This is a genomic window from Kitasatospora albolonga (assembly GCA_002082585.1).
GTDB classification, from domain to species: Bacteria; Actinomycetota; Actinomycetes; order Streptomycetales; family Streptomycetaceae; genus Streptomyces; species Streptomyces stephensoniae.
This window is the reverse complement of record CP020563.1, coordinates 7,630,161-7,644,075: the sequence shown is the minus strand read 5'-3', so window position 1 is coordinate 7,644,075 and position 13,915 is coordinate 7,630,161. Positions and strand designations below refer to the sequence as shown.

At 72.1% G+C, this 13,915-nt stretch carries 12 protein-coding genes; 7 read left to right on the top strand and 5 right to left on the bottom strand.

All coding sequences use genetic code 11. The annotated features are described in order from the left end of the window. Nucleotides 1–27: 27 nt before the first annotated feature. Complete coding sequence (locus B7C62_33250; GenBank protein ID ARF76610.1) at nt 28–1,020, bottom strand: C4-dicarboxylate ABC transporter; 993 nt, start codon at nt 1,018–1,020, stop codon at nt 28–30. A 608-nt stretch (nt 1,021–1,628) separates the two neighbouring features. Between B7C62_33250 and B7C62_33245 the strand changes: the two genes are divergently transcribed. Continuing rightward, nucleotides 1,629–2,837, top strand: a complete 1,209-nt coding sequence (locus tag B7C62_33245) for a cysteine desulfurase-like protein (protein ARF76609.1) — start codon at nt 1,629–1,631, stop codon at nt 2,835–2,837. 134 nt (nt 2,838–2,971) lie between these two features. Here B7C62_33245 and B7C62_33240 read toward each other — a convergent pair whose 3' ends face one another. Beyond that, nucleotides 2,972–3,955, bottom strand: a complete 984-nt coding sequence (locus B7C62_33240; GenBank protein ID ARF76608.1) for a transcriptional regulator — start codon at nt 3,953–3,955, stop codon at nt 2,972–2,974. Nucleotides 3,956–4,134: 179 nt separating this feature from the next. On the opposite strand from B7C62_33240, the gene B7C62_33235 reads away from it, so the two are divergent. Both B7C62_33235 and B7C62_33230 read left to right on the top strand, forming a co-directional pair. Continuing rightward, entirely contained in the window at nt 4,135–4,749 is a 615-nt protein-coding gene (locus tag B7C62_33235) for a siderophore-interacting protein (protein ARF76607.1), read from the top strand. Between the two features lie 159 nt (nt 4,750–4,908). After that, the gene (locus tag B7C62_33230) at nt 4,909–5,460 is read left to right on the top strand and encodes a DUF4383 domain-containing protein (GenBank protein ARF76606.1); all 552 of its coding nucleotides are present in this window, start codon (nt 4,909–4,911) and stop codon (nt 5,458–5,460) included. Here the strand turns inward: B7C62_33230 and B7C62_33225 are convergent. Next, nucleotides 5,445–6,287, bottom strand: coding sequence for a hypothetical protein (locus B7C62_33225; protein ARF76605.1), 843 nt, complete (start codon nt 6,285–6,287; stop codon nt 5,445–5,447). The two genes, B7C62_33230 and B7C62_33225, sit on opposite strands and share 16 nt — an antisense overlap. 567 nt (nt 6,288–6,854) lie before the next feature. Between B7C62_33225 and B7C62_33220 the strand changes: the two genes are divergently transcribed. From B7C62_33220 to B7C62_33210, 3 genes are all read left to right on the top strand, one after another. Next, the gene (locus tag B7C62_33220) at nt 6,855–7,433 is read left to right on the top strand and encodes a beta-Ig-H3/fasciclin (GenBank protein ID ARF76604.1); all 579 of its coding nucleotides are present in this window, start codon (nt 6,855–6,857) and stop codon (nt 7,431–7,433) included. A gap of 106 nt (nt 7,434–7,539) precedes the next feature. Beyond that, nucleotides 7,540–8,055 (top strand): MarR family transcriptional regulator, encoded by a 516-nt coding sequence (locus tag B7C62_33215; GenBank protein ID ARF76603.1) that lies wholly within the window; start codon nt 7,540–7,542, stop codon nt 8,053–8,055. Between the two features lie 328 nt (nt 8,056–8,383). Then, nucleotides 8,384–10,519 carry a hypothetical protein gene (locus B7C62_33210; GenBank protein ID ARF76602.1) on the top strand — a complete coding sequence of 712 codons (2,136 nt, stop codon included), beginning with the start codon at nt 8,384–8,386 and terminating at the stop codon, nt 10,517–10,519. Here B7C62_33210 and B7C62_33205 read toward each other — a convergent pair. Both B7C62_33205 and B7C62_33200 read right to left on the bottom strand, forming a co-directional pair. Next, nucleotides 10,471–10,830, bottom strand: a complete 360-nt coding sequence (locus B7C62_33205) for a hypothetical protein (GenBank protein ID ARF77492.1) — start codon at nt 10,828–10,830, stop codon at nt 10,471–10,473. The two genes, B7C62_33210 and B7C62_33205, sit on opposite strands and share 49 nt — an antisense overlap. Nucleotides 10,831–11,024: 194 nt before the next feature. Continuing rightward, nucleotides 11,025–11,582 (bottom strand): RpiR family transcriptional regulator, encoded by a 558-nt coding sequence (locus B7C62_33200; protein ARF76601.1) that lies wholly within the window; start codon nt 11,580–11,582, stop codon nt 11,025–11,027. A 277-nt stretch (nt 11,583–11,859) separates the two neighbouring features. Here B7C62_33200 and fadH point away from each other — a divergent pair, with 277 nt between their 5' ends. Beyond that, the gene (gene fadH, locus B7C62_33195; protein ARF76600.1) at nt 11,860–13,875 is read left to right on the top strand and encodes an NADPH-dependent 2,4-dienoyl-CoA reductase; all 2,016 of its coding nucleotides are present in this window, start codon (nt 11,860–11,862) and stop codon (nt 13,873–13,875) included. Nucleotides 13,876–13,915: the final 40 nt, after the last annotated feature.

The window sequence follows — 13,915 nt, the reverse complement described above, 5'->3', positions numbered from 1 at the left end:
TCGAACTCCTCAGGTCGTGGTGATGGATCAGGGGGTGGCGTCCGGTCCGGCCGGGGTCCCGGTTCCGGCCGGAGGCTCCGGTTCCGGCCGCCGCCGCCAGGGGTGCAGAAGGCTGGCGAGGATCTCCCCGGTGCCGGGGAAGGAGGCCGGGTCGTGGAGGCCGACGGCGGCGGGTTCGCGGCCGGGCCGCCAGGTGAAGCTGCCGAAGAGGTGGTCCCAGCAGGAGAGGTCGGAGCCGTAGTGGCCTGCTTCGGACAGGTCGGTGCTGTGGTGGAGGCGGTGCTGTTCGGGGCTGGCCAGCACATGGTTGAGCCGCCCGATGCGGACGTCGATGTTGGCGTGGACGAAATAGCCCTGGGCGACGACGAAGAGCCCGGTGACCAGGACGGCGGGGCGGGAGAACCCGAGCAGGGCCAGGGTCAGCTGGACGAGGCTCTGGGCCAGGACGATGTCCAGGACGTGGTTGACCCCGTTGTTGGCGACGTTGACCTTCTGCGGTACGTGGTGGACCCCGTGCAGCCGCCACAGCAGGGCGCTGGTGTGGCCCAGCCGGTGCACCAGATAGCTGACGAGCGATCCGGCCAGCAGGGCGCCCGGGATCTCGGCCCACAGGGAGTGGGCCGGTTCGCCGGGCGCGATCCGCCCCACGGCGGCCGTGACCAGAAGCTGCGCGAGCCCGCTCCCCGCCATGGTGAGCAGGAAGTAGACGCCGTACCAGCGCCACTCGTCCTTTCCCGGGTGCCAGCTCCGGTCATAGGGAATCAGTTGTTCGAGAACGGCCAGATACACCAGGGTCCCGACGAGAAAAAGCGGGCTCACGACGGCCGGGTCCCAACGCAGAACCAATGCGGCGGCGCCCACGAGGACGACAGCCAGCAAAAGAACCGGATAGGCGGCCGCACGGAGGAGGGAGGCCGGAGAGATTCCGCCCGCCCTCTTCCCGCCATCCGAATAGGTAACCGAATCGATCTCGCCATTCCTGTCGTTCTCGCCATCGGCGGACCGCTCGCACTCGTCCATCCGTGACCCTCCGCAGCAGCTGTGATCCAGGAGAGAACATCGCATCGGAGCAGTTCAAGGGCGCCCGAGGGGGCGATGGGCACCCCGGGGCGTGAGCAGTTGCCCATGCACCGATCAATTCCGGACACCCGGCTCCGATGAGAACGGGCCGTGGCGTGAACCGATGCCCCCCAGCTCCATCGGCCCAGATCATTCATTTCCGATTCCCACGGCTTTTAACCACCGCCCGCCACCGAAATCAGGGGCGCTTCACGGGCGCCCGCCGCACGCCCCCAGGAAGGGAATTTCCGGCGCGAGGGAATACAGGAAATCTTTCACCGCGACCGGTCGGGTAAATTTGTAGGAATAATTTCCTCGTAGGATCATCCTGGTGTTGTGTGACGGCGTATACGAATGCGCTGTGACGTGTGTACGTACGCCGCGGCGCACGGCCGGCCGGGGAGGTGCGCCCGCGTACCGGACGGCGCGGGACGCCCCTTCCCCAGGCGGGGGCGCCCTGCGATGATCGGCGCCGAACCGCGCATCCGCCCCGGGGCACAACCCCTGGGCGGACTGCCGGTCGCCACAACCGTGGACCGGCCGGGCGCCCAGAAGCGAGGAGTCTCCTCTTGACCTACGACGTCGGCACACTGCGCGCGCGGTTTCCCGCCCTCCGGGCCGGTACGGCGCACTTCGACGGGCCCGGCGGCACCCAGACCCCGGCGCCCGTCATCGCCGCCTTCACCGAGGCCCTGAGCCGGCCGCTGTCGAACCGGGGCACCACGCTGCCCGGGGAGATCCACGCGGAGACCCTCGTCGCCGAGTTCCGGCGGGCGATGGCGGACCTGCTGGGCGCGGACCCGGCCGGGATCGTCCTCGGACGCAGCGCGACCCAGCTCACGTACGACATCTCACGTGTCCTGTCCGGGAGTTGGGCGCCCGGGGACGAGGTGATCGTCAGCAGGCTGGACCATGACGCGAACATCCGCCCCTGGGTGCAGGCGGCCGGGCGGGCCGGGGCGGTGGTGCGGTGGGCGGAGTTCGACCCGGCCACCGGGGAGCTGCCCCCGGAGGCCGTCGGCGCGCTGCTGACGGAGCGGACCCGGCTGGTCGCGGTGACCGGGGCGTCCAACCTGATCGGCACCCGGCCCGACCTCCCCGCGATCGCGGAGCTGGTCCACCGGGCCGGTGCGCTGCTCCACGTGGACGGGGTGCACCTGACGGCACACGAGTTCGTGGATGTGGAGCGGCTCGGCGCGGACTTCTTCGTCTGCTCGCCGTACAAGTTCTTCGGCCCCCACCACGGGGTGCTCAGCGCCCGTCCGGAGCTGCTCGAAACCCTCCGGCCCGACAAGCTGGTGCCCTCCGGCGACTCCGTACCCGAGCGCTTCGAACTCGGCACCCTCCCCTACGAGATGCTGGCGGCCACCCGCGCCGCCGTCGACTTCATCGCGGAGCTGGGCACCGGCGGCGCGGCGGCCGGGCGGCGGGAGCGGCTGCGGTCCGCGTTCGCGGCGATCGGCGAGCACGAGGGCGCCCTGCGGGAGACGATCGAGAAGGGGCTGGCCGGGCTGGACGGGGTGACGGTGCGCTCCCGGGCGGCCGAGCGGACGCCCACGCTGCTGCTCAGCTTCGAGAACCGGGCCGCCTCGGACGCGTACCGCTTCCTCGCCCGCTCCGGCGTCCACGCCCCGGCCGGTTCCTTCTACGCCCTCGAAGCCTCCCGCCACCTGGGCCTGGGCGACGACGGCGGCCTGCGCGTGGGGCTGTCCCCGTACAACGACACCGACGACGTCGAGCGCCTCCTGACCGGGCTCGCGGAGTTCCTGCGCCGGTAGCGGGGCGGGCAGGGAGTTCGTGCTCGTCCTCACGCCGGAGGGCCAGCCCTGCGAGCCGCTCATCGAGCCCCGGCCGACGGCATGAACGGGTGACGCACGCCGCGGTGTGCGTCAACTCCCCCTCAAACAAGGGGTCACCGTTGGCTGATGGCCGCGAGCGCGTCCAACGCCTCGGCCAGGCCGGACGGATGGCGGGCCCCGGGCGGCAACTGCCCGGCCCAGCCCGGCCCGGCGACGAGGACAGCAGGGCGTCGGCGGGCGCCCCGTACTCCCCACTCGATGGACTCCACGCGCGCCACCAGCGCACGGCTCGCGGTGGACCGGGACTGGGCCCAGAGCACGACGGCGGCGGGCCCCGTGCGCCGTACCGCCTCCTCCATCGCCTCCACCGGCAGGGCGGCGCCGAACATCCTGACGGGCAGGCCCTGTTGGGCGAGTCCGGCGGCGAGCGCCTCCAGGGCCAGCGTATGGCTCTCGCCCGGGGTGCAGGCCAGCAGGGAGACACCGGAACCGGCCGCCGGGCGGCGCTGGGCGGCGGCCCGGCGCAGCGCGCTGGAGACGTGCCAGGACAGCAGGTGCTCGACCTCGATGTACCGCTCCCCCGCCGTCTCCCACTTGCGGCCGACGGCGTGCAGCGTCGGCATGATGACCGACTCCCAGGCGGCGAGCAGCCCGTACCGGTCGATCGACGCGGCAAGCAGCTCGTCCATGGCCTGCGCGTCCAGCCGGACGGCCGCCCGGGCCAGCCCCCGGCACTCACGGCGCGCCCGGCCCACCGGGAGCGCCCCGGGCGCGTGGGAGGACGGCTCCCCGCCACGGCTCCCCCGCTCGTCCGGCCGGGGAGGGGTGTCCGGGGAGACGGTCGCCAGGGCCGCGCGAGCGGCCTCGGCCGGGGGCATGCCCGCGTTCGTCAGGCCGCACATGCGCTCCAGCAGCCGGAGGTCGGCCGCCGTCCAGCGGCGGTGCCGGCCGCCCTCGCGGGAGGCCGGGCCGATCCCGTAGCGGCGGTCCCACGAGCGCAGGGTCGTCGGCGCCACACCCAGCAGCCGGGCGACCGCTCCGGTGGTCAGACCACCGACGTCCGCCCCTCTGGTGAGCGTGGAGACCGCATCGTCCATACCTCCACCATACGACGCAGAAACGATGCATGTTGCCCGGTGCTCCGCCGCCCGGTTGCCTGGAGATCAGCGGGGCGACGGGCCTGCCCGGAGGGCGGCCCGTCCCGTGCGGAGGACCCCATCGGCCGCCGCGGGTCCGGGCGGACCGGCCCGGGGCGGAACGGAGAGGACGGACAGACATGACGGCGCTCGTCAGCCAGGCAGGCCCGGTGGCCGTGCCGCCCGCCCGGGCCGAGGACCGGGCCGAGTCGGAACGGCTGGCCGCGGGGTTCGTGCGCGGCGACGAGGACAGCTTCGCCCTGGTGTACCGCCGGTGGGGCACGCTGGTGTACTCGCTGGCGGCACGGTCCCTGGGGGACGCCCGGGAGGCCGAGGACGTGGCGCAGCAGACGTTCCTCGCCGCGTGGCGGGGCCGCCAGGGCTACCACGCGGTACGTGGGCCGCTGCCCGGCTGGCTGGTCGGCATCGCCCGCCGCAAGATCGCGGACGCCCACGCGGCCCGTTCCCGGCGTACGGAGCTGGCTCTGGCCCATGCGGCGCGCGAGGGTTCCGGCGTTCCCGGGACGGCCGAGCGGACGGAGGCGGCGCTGGACCGGGTGCTGGTGGCGCAGGAGCTGCGCAAGCTGCCCCCGGTGCAGCGGCGCATCCTCTGCCTGGCGTTCTTCGACGACCTCACCCACGTCCAGATCGCCGAGCGGACGGGACTGCCGCTCGGCACGGTCAAAAGTCACGCCCGGCGCGCGATATTGCGCATCCGGCGCTCCGTCGCGGAGAGCGCGGCCCCGGCGGAGTGACCTTGACCTCGACGCCGAACCGATCGGAACCGAACGGATCGAACCGAACGGATCGGGCATCGACCGGATCGGAACCGAACCGAACCGATCGGACATCGAGCGGATCAGACACCGGCCAGATCGACACCGACCGGATCAGGCACCGAACAGGAGACGGCCATGAAACTGAGCGACGAACTCCCCGTGGACCACCGGCTGGCGACCGTGTACCGGATCGGGGCGGGGCTCTGCGGAGCCATCCTGCTGGTCTTCGGCATCCTCGGCTTCGCCAACCGGCTGGCCTTCTTCGACACGAGCGGCTCGCAGGTGGCCGGGCTGTCGACGAACGGCCTCCTGAGCCTGATCTCCGTCGTCGTCGGTCTGGTGCTGATCGCCGGGGCGGCGGTCGGCGGGAACGTCGCGTCGATGGTGAACATGACGGTCGGCTCGCTCTTCCTGCTCAGCGGCTTCGTCCATATCTTCATCCTGGACAAGGGCGCGAACATCCTGGACTTCGGCATGCCGAACGTGATCTTCAGCTTTGTGATGGGGCTGCTGATCCTGACCTTCGGGATGTACGGGCGGGTCACCGGCGGGCTGCCGCACGACAACCCGTACTGGCGCCGCCGCCACCCCGAACAGGCCGCCCGTGAGGACGCGGCCCGCCGGGGCGCGGCGGTCGGCGGGCCGCCCCGGGTGACCGGGGGCGGGGTCGGTCAGACCTTGCGGTAGCGGGCGTTGAACCAGGAGAACACCCCGAAGGCGACCAGGCCCAGGGCGATGACCACCAGAAGCCAGGGGCCGACGGGGGTCTCCGTGAAGGAGCGGAGGGTGTCGTCCATCCCCTTGGACCGGTCGGGCTCGTGCTTGACGGCGGCGGCGACGGCGAACCCGCCCGCCGTGGCGAAGACGGCTCCGCGGGCCGAGCCGCCGAACACCCCGGTGATGTCGACCGCGCGGCGCACCTTCTGCGACATCTCGGCCATCTTGAGGTGCTTGTGGTACTTCCGCAGGATGGCCCGGCCCGCGATCCAGAGGCCGGCCCCGGCGACCGCGACACCCCCGATGGCAACGATCCACTGGCCCCCGGGCCAGCCCAGCGCCTTGGCGGTGATGTCCTGGGACTGCTGGTCGGACGAACCGCTGCCGCTGCCCGAGTCGCCCGCGGCGAAGGAGAGGACGGAGAACGCGGCGAAGCCGTAGAAGACGAAGCGCCCCGCGGCCATGGCCCGCTTGGTGGGCTTGCCGCCGTCGGGCCCCGCCTGGCCGAAGAGGGCCTCGGACAGCCGCCACAGCGCCATGCCCACCAGGCCGATGCCCAGCAGCCACAGCAGTATCCTGCCGAACGGCTTCTCGGCTATCTCGGCGATCGCGCCGCCCCGGTCCGCCTGCTGTCCGCCGCCTCCGGAGAACGCGATCTGAAGGGCGAGGGCGCCCACGAGGACGTAGATCACCCCACGGGCCCCGAACCCGGCACGGGCCCCGGCCTCCACCGCGGTGCTGTTGGCGGCCCGCCTGGCCTGGCCGCGCCCCTGAGCTGCTACTGAACGGGTATTCATGACATGCCGGTTGCCCCGGTCCGGCGGATCAACTCCTGCCGGTCCGGGGCGGCGCGACGGGGACGGGGCGGCGGGGTGTGGTGGGACCGTGGCAACGGAGCGTGGCCCGCGGGCAGTGCCTGCGGGCGAATTCATGGAATGCGACCCGGGCAGGGGAAAATATCCCGCGCGGGTTTTCCATAAATGCGCGGACCATTTCCCGACGGCCGACTTCCCGTCGATCGACCAATAACTTTCGACAGCGGTCGGTGAATTCCTTCTCCTTACGGCAGGGGCTCCCCGCAGTCCCACCGTGCGGCATGCCGCTCCGCCGGTCCTGCCGCGTCGTTTCTGCGTCGAAACGGGCCCCACCTGCACGTGGAGGCTGCCGACGGACACCGGGCGACCGCCGCGAGTGCCCCGGGAAAAACTTTCCTCCTCACCTTCCCACCTCCCCGAATCACCCGCCGAATTACTTTTACGGAGGCTCCGCATTTGACCCGGAACGCTCTCTGTGTGCTACTGGTTTTACGGCACCCCATGGCCGTACGGCGTGAATATCTCACCCCACCCGCCGGAGGAGTCATCATGACCATCACCCGCTTCCAGCGCACCGCCGCGGCCGCCGCCGCTCTCGCCTTCCCCGCCTCGCTGGCGTTCTTCGCCCCGCAGGCACAGGCGCAGGCCCCGGCGGAACCGTTCGGTCCGGCCTGTGCCTCCGTTCCGAAGGAGGGCGCGGGCAGCCTCGAGGGCATGGCGAAGGACCCGGTCGCCACCGCGGCCTCCAACAACCCCGAGCTCTCCACCCTGGTCAGCGCCATAGAGAAGGCCGACCTGGTGGACACGCTCAACAACGCCGAGAACATCACGGTGTTCGCGCCGACCAACGACGCCTTCGAGAAGATCCCGCAGGCGGACCTGAACGCGCTCCTCAACGACAAGGACGAGCTCACCAAGGTGCTGACGTACCACGTGGTGGGCGAGAAGCTGACCACGCAGCAGCTCGAGGACGGCAGCTACAAGACCCTGGAGGGCAGCGACCTGACGGTGAAGGGGTCCGGTACGGACTTCACCGTGAACGACTCCTCGAAGATCGTCTGTGGCAATGTGCCGACGGCCAACGCCACGGTGAACCTGGTCGACACGGTGCTCATGCCGACATCGTGACAGCGTTCACGCTTACCTCGTGACGCCACCCACGCCCGTGGCTCGTGCCCGGACCGCCGCTCGGTCCGGGCACGAGCCACGGGTGCCGGTTCTATACGCTGAGTACGTGACCAGCGCTGACAGCCGACAGACCGGGGGCGGCGCCCCGGACCCCGCGGCGGCCCCGGACCCCGCGTCCGCCGCCGGTCTCCAGGCGTTCGCGGTGGAGCTGCGCCGGATGAACGGCGAGATCAACCGGATGACCCACGGCTTCGCGGCGAACCAGCAGCTGCACCCCACGGACGTGACCGCGCTCGCGGCGATCCTCGACGCCCCCGCCCCCCTCACCCCGGGCGCGCTGCGCGAGCACCTGGGACTGACCTCGGGCGCGGTGACCGCCTGCCTGGACCGCCTGGAGCGGGCCGGCCACATCCGGCGGGCCCGGGAGAGCGCCGACCGCCGGGTGGTACACGTGTACTACGAGGCGAGCGCCCGGATGGCCGCCCGCGACTACTTCATGCCGCTCGCCGAGGCCACCGACCGGGCGAGGGCACGTTTCAGCGAGGCGGAGCTCACGACCGTCCTGCGCTTCCTCGCCGCGATCAACGAGGAGCTGTCCGAGGCCCCTCCGGCGCGCCGCTGAGTCCGGTTCGGCACCTCGCCCGGGCCTGTCCCGCACGCCACCGAGCCCGTTCGGCACCCCGCCCCGGCACCTCCCGCGCATCGCCGAGCCCGTTCGGCACCCCACCCCCGGCCGCTCCGGCGCGCCGCCGAGTTTTTCCGCCTCCGGGTGCATCCATGAAGGCGTGACCCGCCGAAGCACTCCCCGTACGCCCCACCGCCCGGCTCCCCGGCCTCCCCGGACCTTCCGCGCGGGGGCCCGCTCGGCTCCCCCGCGAGCACTCCGCTAATGTATTTCAACGATTGAGATTGTTCACCGTTGAGATACCCCTCGCACCCCCGGGAGAGGCATGTTCCCCCCTGCACGGTCGGCCCGCTGGCTGATCCCCGTCGTCCTGCTGATCGCCTGGCTCGGTATCGGCGGCGGGCTCGGTCCGTACGCGGGCAAGCTCGGCGAGGTCGCCACCAACGACCAGGCGTCCTTCCTGCCCCGGAACGCCGAATCCACGCAAGTCATCGACGCGCAGAAGGCGTTCCAGCAGAACGAGACCCTCCCCGTCATCCTCGTATGGACGTCGAAGGACGAGGGCGCGCCGGTGAGCGACGCGCAGCGGGAAGCCGCCACCGGTGCCCTGGCCTCGCTCGCGGGCGCCGAGGGGGTCGTCGGGAGGGCCTCGCCCGCGCTGCCCTCCGAGGACGGGCTCGCGCTCCAGGGCATCGTGCAGCTGAGCCCGGACCTGGGGGACGAGCTGCCGACGGTGCTGGCGGAGGTCGAGGAGGCCGGGGCCGAAGTGCCGGGCGCCACCGTGCAGTTGGCGGGTCCGGCGGCCAGCCAGGCCGATCTGTCCGACGCCTTCGCGGGCATCGACGGGCTGCTCCTCGCGGTGGCCCTGATCACGGTGCTCGTCATCCTGCTGCTGGTGTACCGCAGCGTGCTGCTCCCCTTCCTCATCATCCTCGGTTCCGTGTTCGCCCTGGGGCTGGCCTGCGCGATCGTCTATGTGCTCGCTGACCACGACATCGTGCGGGTGGACGGCCAGGTGCAGGGCATCCTGTCGATCCTGGTGATCGGCGCAGCGACGGACTACGCGCTGCTGCTCACCGCCCGGTTCCGGGAGGAGATCGCCGTCCACGGCGACCGGTTCGCCGCGATGCGGGTGGCGTGGCGCGAGTCCTTCGGGCCGATCACGGCGAGCGCCGCGACCGTGGCCGCGGGGCTGCTCGCCCTGCTGCTCAGCGACCTCACCAACAACCGGGCGCTCGGTCCGGTGGGTGCGATCGGCATCGTCTGCTCGGTCCTGAGCGCCCTCACCTTCCTGCCCGCCGCCCTGGTGCTGCTGGGCCGCAGGGCGTACTGGCCTGCTAAGCCCCGGCCCGCCCAGGACGGCACCGACGGCCACGGCATCTGGAGCAAGGTCGCCGCCCTGGTCGACCGGTCCCCCCGCAAGGTCTGGGCGATCACGCTGGCCGCCCTGATCGCCTGTGCCGCGTTCGCCCCCACGCTCACCTCCAAGGGCGTGCCGCTCGATGAGATCTTCGTCAACGACGCCCCGTCCGTGGCCGCCCAGCAGACGCTGGGCGAGCACTTCCCCGGCGGCTCCGGCAATCCGGCGGTGATCATCGCGGCGGCCGACCGGCTGGAGGAGGTGAGCGAGGCCGCGACCCGTACCGACGGGGTGGCCTCGGTGGCGCCGGTGAGCGAGGGCGGCCGGCCCGGCGGCGAACCTCTGGTCGTCGACGGCAAGGTCCGGATCGACGCGACCCTCCAGGACGCGGCCGACAGCGACAACGCCAAGGAGACGGTCGCCGCCCTGCGCGACGCGGTCCACGCGGTGCCGGGTTCGGACGCCCTGGTCGGCGGCTACACGGCCCAGCAGTACGACACCCAGCGCACGGCCGAGGACGACCGCACGCTGATCGTGCCGGTGGTGCTGGCGATCATCCTGGTGATCCTGGTCTTCCTGCTGCGGTCCCTGCTGATGCCGGTGCTGCTGGTGACCACGGTGGCGCTGAACTTCCTGGCCACGCTGGGGATCTCCTCGCTGGTGTTCACCCATGTGTTCGGCTTCAGCGGTACGGATTCCTCGGTGCCGCTGTACGGGTTCGTGTTCCTGGTGGCCCTGGGCGTCGACTACAACATCTTCCTGATGTCCCGGGTCCGCGAGGAGTCGCTGCGCCACGGCACCCGGGAGGGCATCCTGCGCGGGCTGACCACGACCGGCGGGGTCATCACGTCGGCGGGTGTCGTGCTGGCGGCCACGTTCGCCGCGCTGGGCGTGATCCCGCTGGCGTTCCTCGTCCAGATCGCGTTCATCGTCGCCTTCGGTGTCCTGCTGGACACCCTGGTGGTCCGCTCGCTCCTCGTCCCGGCGCTGGTCCGGGACATCGGGCCGAAGTCCTGGTGGCCGGGTGTGCTGAGCCGGGAGGGCGCGGACGGTCAGCGCAGTGCGGCGCCCGGGGCGGGGTCTCCGGGTGAGGGCCGGTAGGCGCACAGCGCCCAGAGGATGAAGATGTCCAGCCCGATCAGGATCACCGACCAGACCGGCGCGTACGGCAGGAAGAGGAAGTGGGTGAAGAGGCTGAGGCAGGCGAGGAAGATACCGGCGAACCGGGCCCAGGCCACGCCCTTGAGGAGCCCGGCGCCGGTGATCACGGCGCAGACGCCCAGCACCAGGTGAATCCAGCCCCAGCCGGTGAGGCTGAAGCGGTAGAGGTAGTCGCCGACCGTGCCGTAGACATCGCCGTCGGCCAGGGCGGCGATGCCCTCCAGGGCCACGACCACGCCCTGGCAGACCATGAGCACCCCGGCGAGGAGCACCCCTCCGGTGGCCCAGAGGCCCTCCGGGTCGGGCACCGGAGGGGGTCCGGTGGGCCCGTCCGCCCGCTGCCACGGCGCGTCCCCCTGGCCAGGGGCGCTCCGGGGCGCCTGGCCGGGGGCGGCCGACGGCGCGGCGGAGGGCCGGGACCGGTCGTACGACGGGGAGTCCTCGTTCATCGGTCCGTCTCCCGTGTCTCGTCGGACTGCCCTTCAGCGCCCCCGCCGCCCTTCGCGCCCTTCGCCCGCTTGCCGACCACCGCGACCGCGGCCGCCGCGCTGCCCGCGAAGGCGAGGGCGACCATCCAGGGCCGGTCGAAGACATGGCAGGTGACATGGTCCACGGAGTACCGGCCGGGTCCGGCCAGCCCGATGGCGGCGGCGGTGAAGCCGAGGAACGCCGGGTACTCGTAACCGCCGCCCTGGGCGAAGAAGCCCGCCGGGGCGTGCACGGCCACCGCCCCCGCCATCGCGCCCGCCGCAGCGGCACCGGCGGCGGGCGTGGCCAGCCCGAGGGCCAGCAGCACCCCGCCGCCCGCCTCGCCGAGTCCGGCGGCGACGGCGCTGTGCTTGGGCGGATGGAAGCCCATGGCCTCCATCGCGGCCGTGGTGCCCTGGATGCCTCCGCCGCCGAACCAGCCGGCCAGCTTCTGGCTGCCGTGGGCGGCGAGCACCGCTCCGGTGCCGACGCGCAGGGCGAGCAGACCGAGATCACGCCGGTTGACGCAGACCATGGGGACTCCCGTGGTGAGGGGCTCGGGCCTGATCCGGACGCAAGGCCCTTGGCTGTGGGACCCACTCTCGTCGGCCGGTGGCGGGCGGGCCCGGGAGAGTACGCCGTACGGGGCACGGGCCCGGCGCCGCAAGGCCCCCGGTGCGACACAGATCATTGTGCAACTTGTTGCATAAGCGGTTCGCGGTGGTCTACAACTGACACGACGCCCTCGTACGCCCGAGAATCCGGACGAGATCCGGACGAGGACGTGACGACCCCGTGCGGAGGAGACCCGGATGAGCCTGTACCCGACCTTGCTGAGCCCGCTGGACCTCGGGTTCACCACCCTCCCCAACCGGGTACTCATGGGCTCGATGCACATCGGCCTGGAGGAGGCCGAGCATGGCTTCGAGCGGATGGCGGCCTTCTACGCCGAGCGCGCCCGGGGCGGTGTCGGCCTCATCGTGACCGGCGGCATCGCCCCCAGCGAGCGGGCCTGTTCCTTCCCCGGCGGGGCGAAGATGACGACGGAGGCGGAGGCGGAGCAGCACCGGGTGATCACCTCGGCGGTGCATGCGGCGGGCGGCCGGATCGCGATGCAGATCCTGCACTTCGGCCGGTACGCGCACCACCCGGACCTGGTGGCCCCGAGCGCGCTCAAGGCCCCCATCAGCGGGTTCACCCCGAACGCCCTCACCGACGAGCAGGTCGAGGAGACCATCGAGGAGTTCGTACGGGCGGCGGAGCTGGCGCGGCACGCCGGGTACGACGGCGTCGAGATCATGGGCTCCGAGGGCTATCTGATCAACGAGTTCATCGTCTCCGCGACCAACCACCGCACCGACCGCTGGGGCGGCAGCTACGAGAACCGCATCCGGCTCCCCCTGGAGATCGTGCGCCGGGTGCGCGAGCGGGTCGGCAGCGACTTCATCCTGATCTACCGGCTCTCCATGCTGGACCTGGTGCCGGGCGGCTCGACGCTGGAGGAGGTCGTGACGCTGGCGAAGGAGATCGAGGCGGCGGGCGCGACGATCATCAACACCGGCATCGGCTGGCACGAGGCGCGCATCCCCACCATCGCCACCTCCGTGCCGCGCGCGGCGTTCACCTGGGTGACCGAGCGGGTGCGCGGGGCCGTCTCCGTACCGCTGGTGACGAGCAACCGCATCAACACCCCCGAGGTCGCCGAGGAGGTCCTCGCCTCGGGCCGGGCGGACATGGTCTCGATGGCCAGGCCGTTCCTCGCCGACCCGGAGTTCGTCGCCAAGGCGGCGGCGGGCCGGGCGGACGCGATCAACACGTGCATCGGGTGCAACCAGGCGTGCCTGGACCACATCTTCAGCCTCCAGATCACCTCCTGCCTGGTCAATCCGCGCGCCTGCCACGAGACCGAGCTCGTCCTGAGCCCCACCCGGACCCGTAAACGCGTCGCCGTGGTCGGTGCCGGTCCGGCGGGGCTCGCCTGCTCGGTCACGGCGGCCGAGCGGGGTCACGCGGTGACCCTCTTCGACACGGCGGACGAGATCGGCGGACAGCTCAACGTGGCCCGCCGGGTGCCCGGCAAGGAAGAGTTCAACGAGACGCTGCGCTACTTCCGTACGCGACTGGCGGAGCTGGACGTCGAGGTGCGGCTGTCCACCCGGGCCGACGCCGGGACGCTGGACGGCTTCGACGAGATCGTCCTCGCCACCGGCGTCGAGCCGCGTACCCCCGCGATCCCCGGCACGGACCACCCGAACGTGGTCAGCTATCTGGACGTGCTGCGCGACGGGGCACCGGTCGGCGACCGGGTCGCGATCGTGGGCGCGGGCGGTATCGGCTTCGACGTCGCGGAGTTCCTCACGGACGGCGGCGACGCGGCGAGCCTGGACGCGGAGACGTTCTTCCGGCAGTGGGGTGTGGACACGGCGTACGAGGAGCGCGGCGGGCTGCGCGCCCCCGAGCGGCCCAAAACGCCCCGTACCGTCCACCTGGTCCAGCGCAAGACCACCAAGGTCGGCGCGGGCCTCGGCAAGACGACGGGGTGGATTCACCGCACCGAACTGCGCCACCGCGGCGTCGAGATGATCGCGGGCGCCTCCTACGACCTGATCGACGACGAGGGCCTCCACCTCACGGTCGACGGCGAGCGGCGGGTGCTGCCGGTGGACACCGTGGTGCTCTGCGCGGGCCAGGAGCCGCGCCGCGAGCTGTACGAGGAGCTGCGCGCGGCGGGCGGCCCGGTCCATCTGATCGGCGGCGCGGACGTGGCGGCCGAGCTGGACGCGAAGCGGGCGATCCGCCAGGGCACGGAGCTGGCCGCGACGCTGTGAGCCCTCGTCCCGCGGCCCGGTGAACCCCCGTCCCTAGGAT

Bases quoted from the DNA above. Each gene is read 5' to 3' on its own strand.
- fadH (ARF76600.1), top strand. From the start codon at position 11,860: ATGAGCCTGTACCCGACCTTGCTGAGCCCGCTGGACCTCGGGTTCACC.
- B7C62_33210 (ARF76602.1), top strand. From the start codon at position 8,384: ATGTTCCCCCCTGCACGGTCGGCCCGCTGGCTGATCCCCGTCGTCCTG.
- B7C62_33225 (ARF76605.1), bottom strand. From the start codon at position 6,287: ATGAATACCCGTTCAGTAGCAGCTCAGGGGCGCGGCCAGGCCAGGCGG.
- B7C62_33235 (ARF76607.1), top strand. From the start codon at position 4,135: ATGACGGCGCTCGTCAGCCAGGCAGGCCCGGTGGCCGTGCCGCCCGCC.
- B7C62_33240 (ARF76608.1), bottom strand. From the start codon at position 3,955: ATGGACGATGCGGTCTCCACGCTCACCAGAGGGGCGGACGTCGGTGGT.
- B7C62_33220 (ARF76604.1), top strand. From the start codon at position 6,855: ATGACCATCACCCGCTTCCAGCGCACCGCCGCGGCCGCCGCCGCTCTC.
- B7C62_33250 (ARF76610.1), bottom strand. From the start codon at position 1,020: ATGGACGAGTGCGAGCGGTCCGCCGATGGCGAGAACGACAGGAATGGC.
- B7C62_33230 (ARF76606.1), top strand. From the start codon at position 4,909: ATGAAACTGAGCGACGAACTCCCCGTGGACCACCGGCTGGCGACCGTG.
- B7C62_33200 (ARF76601.1), bottom strand. From the start codon at position 11,582: ATGGTCTGCGTCAACCGGCGTGATCTCGGTCTGCTCGCCCTGCGCGTC.
- B7C62_33205 (ARF77492.1), bottom strand. From the start codon at position 10,830: ATGGTCTGCCAGGGCGTGGTCGTGGCCCTGGAGGGCATCGCCGCCCTG.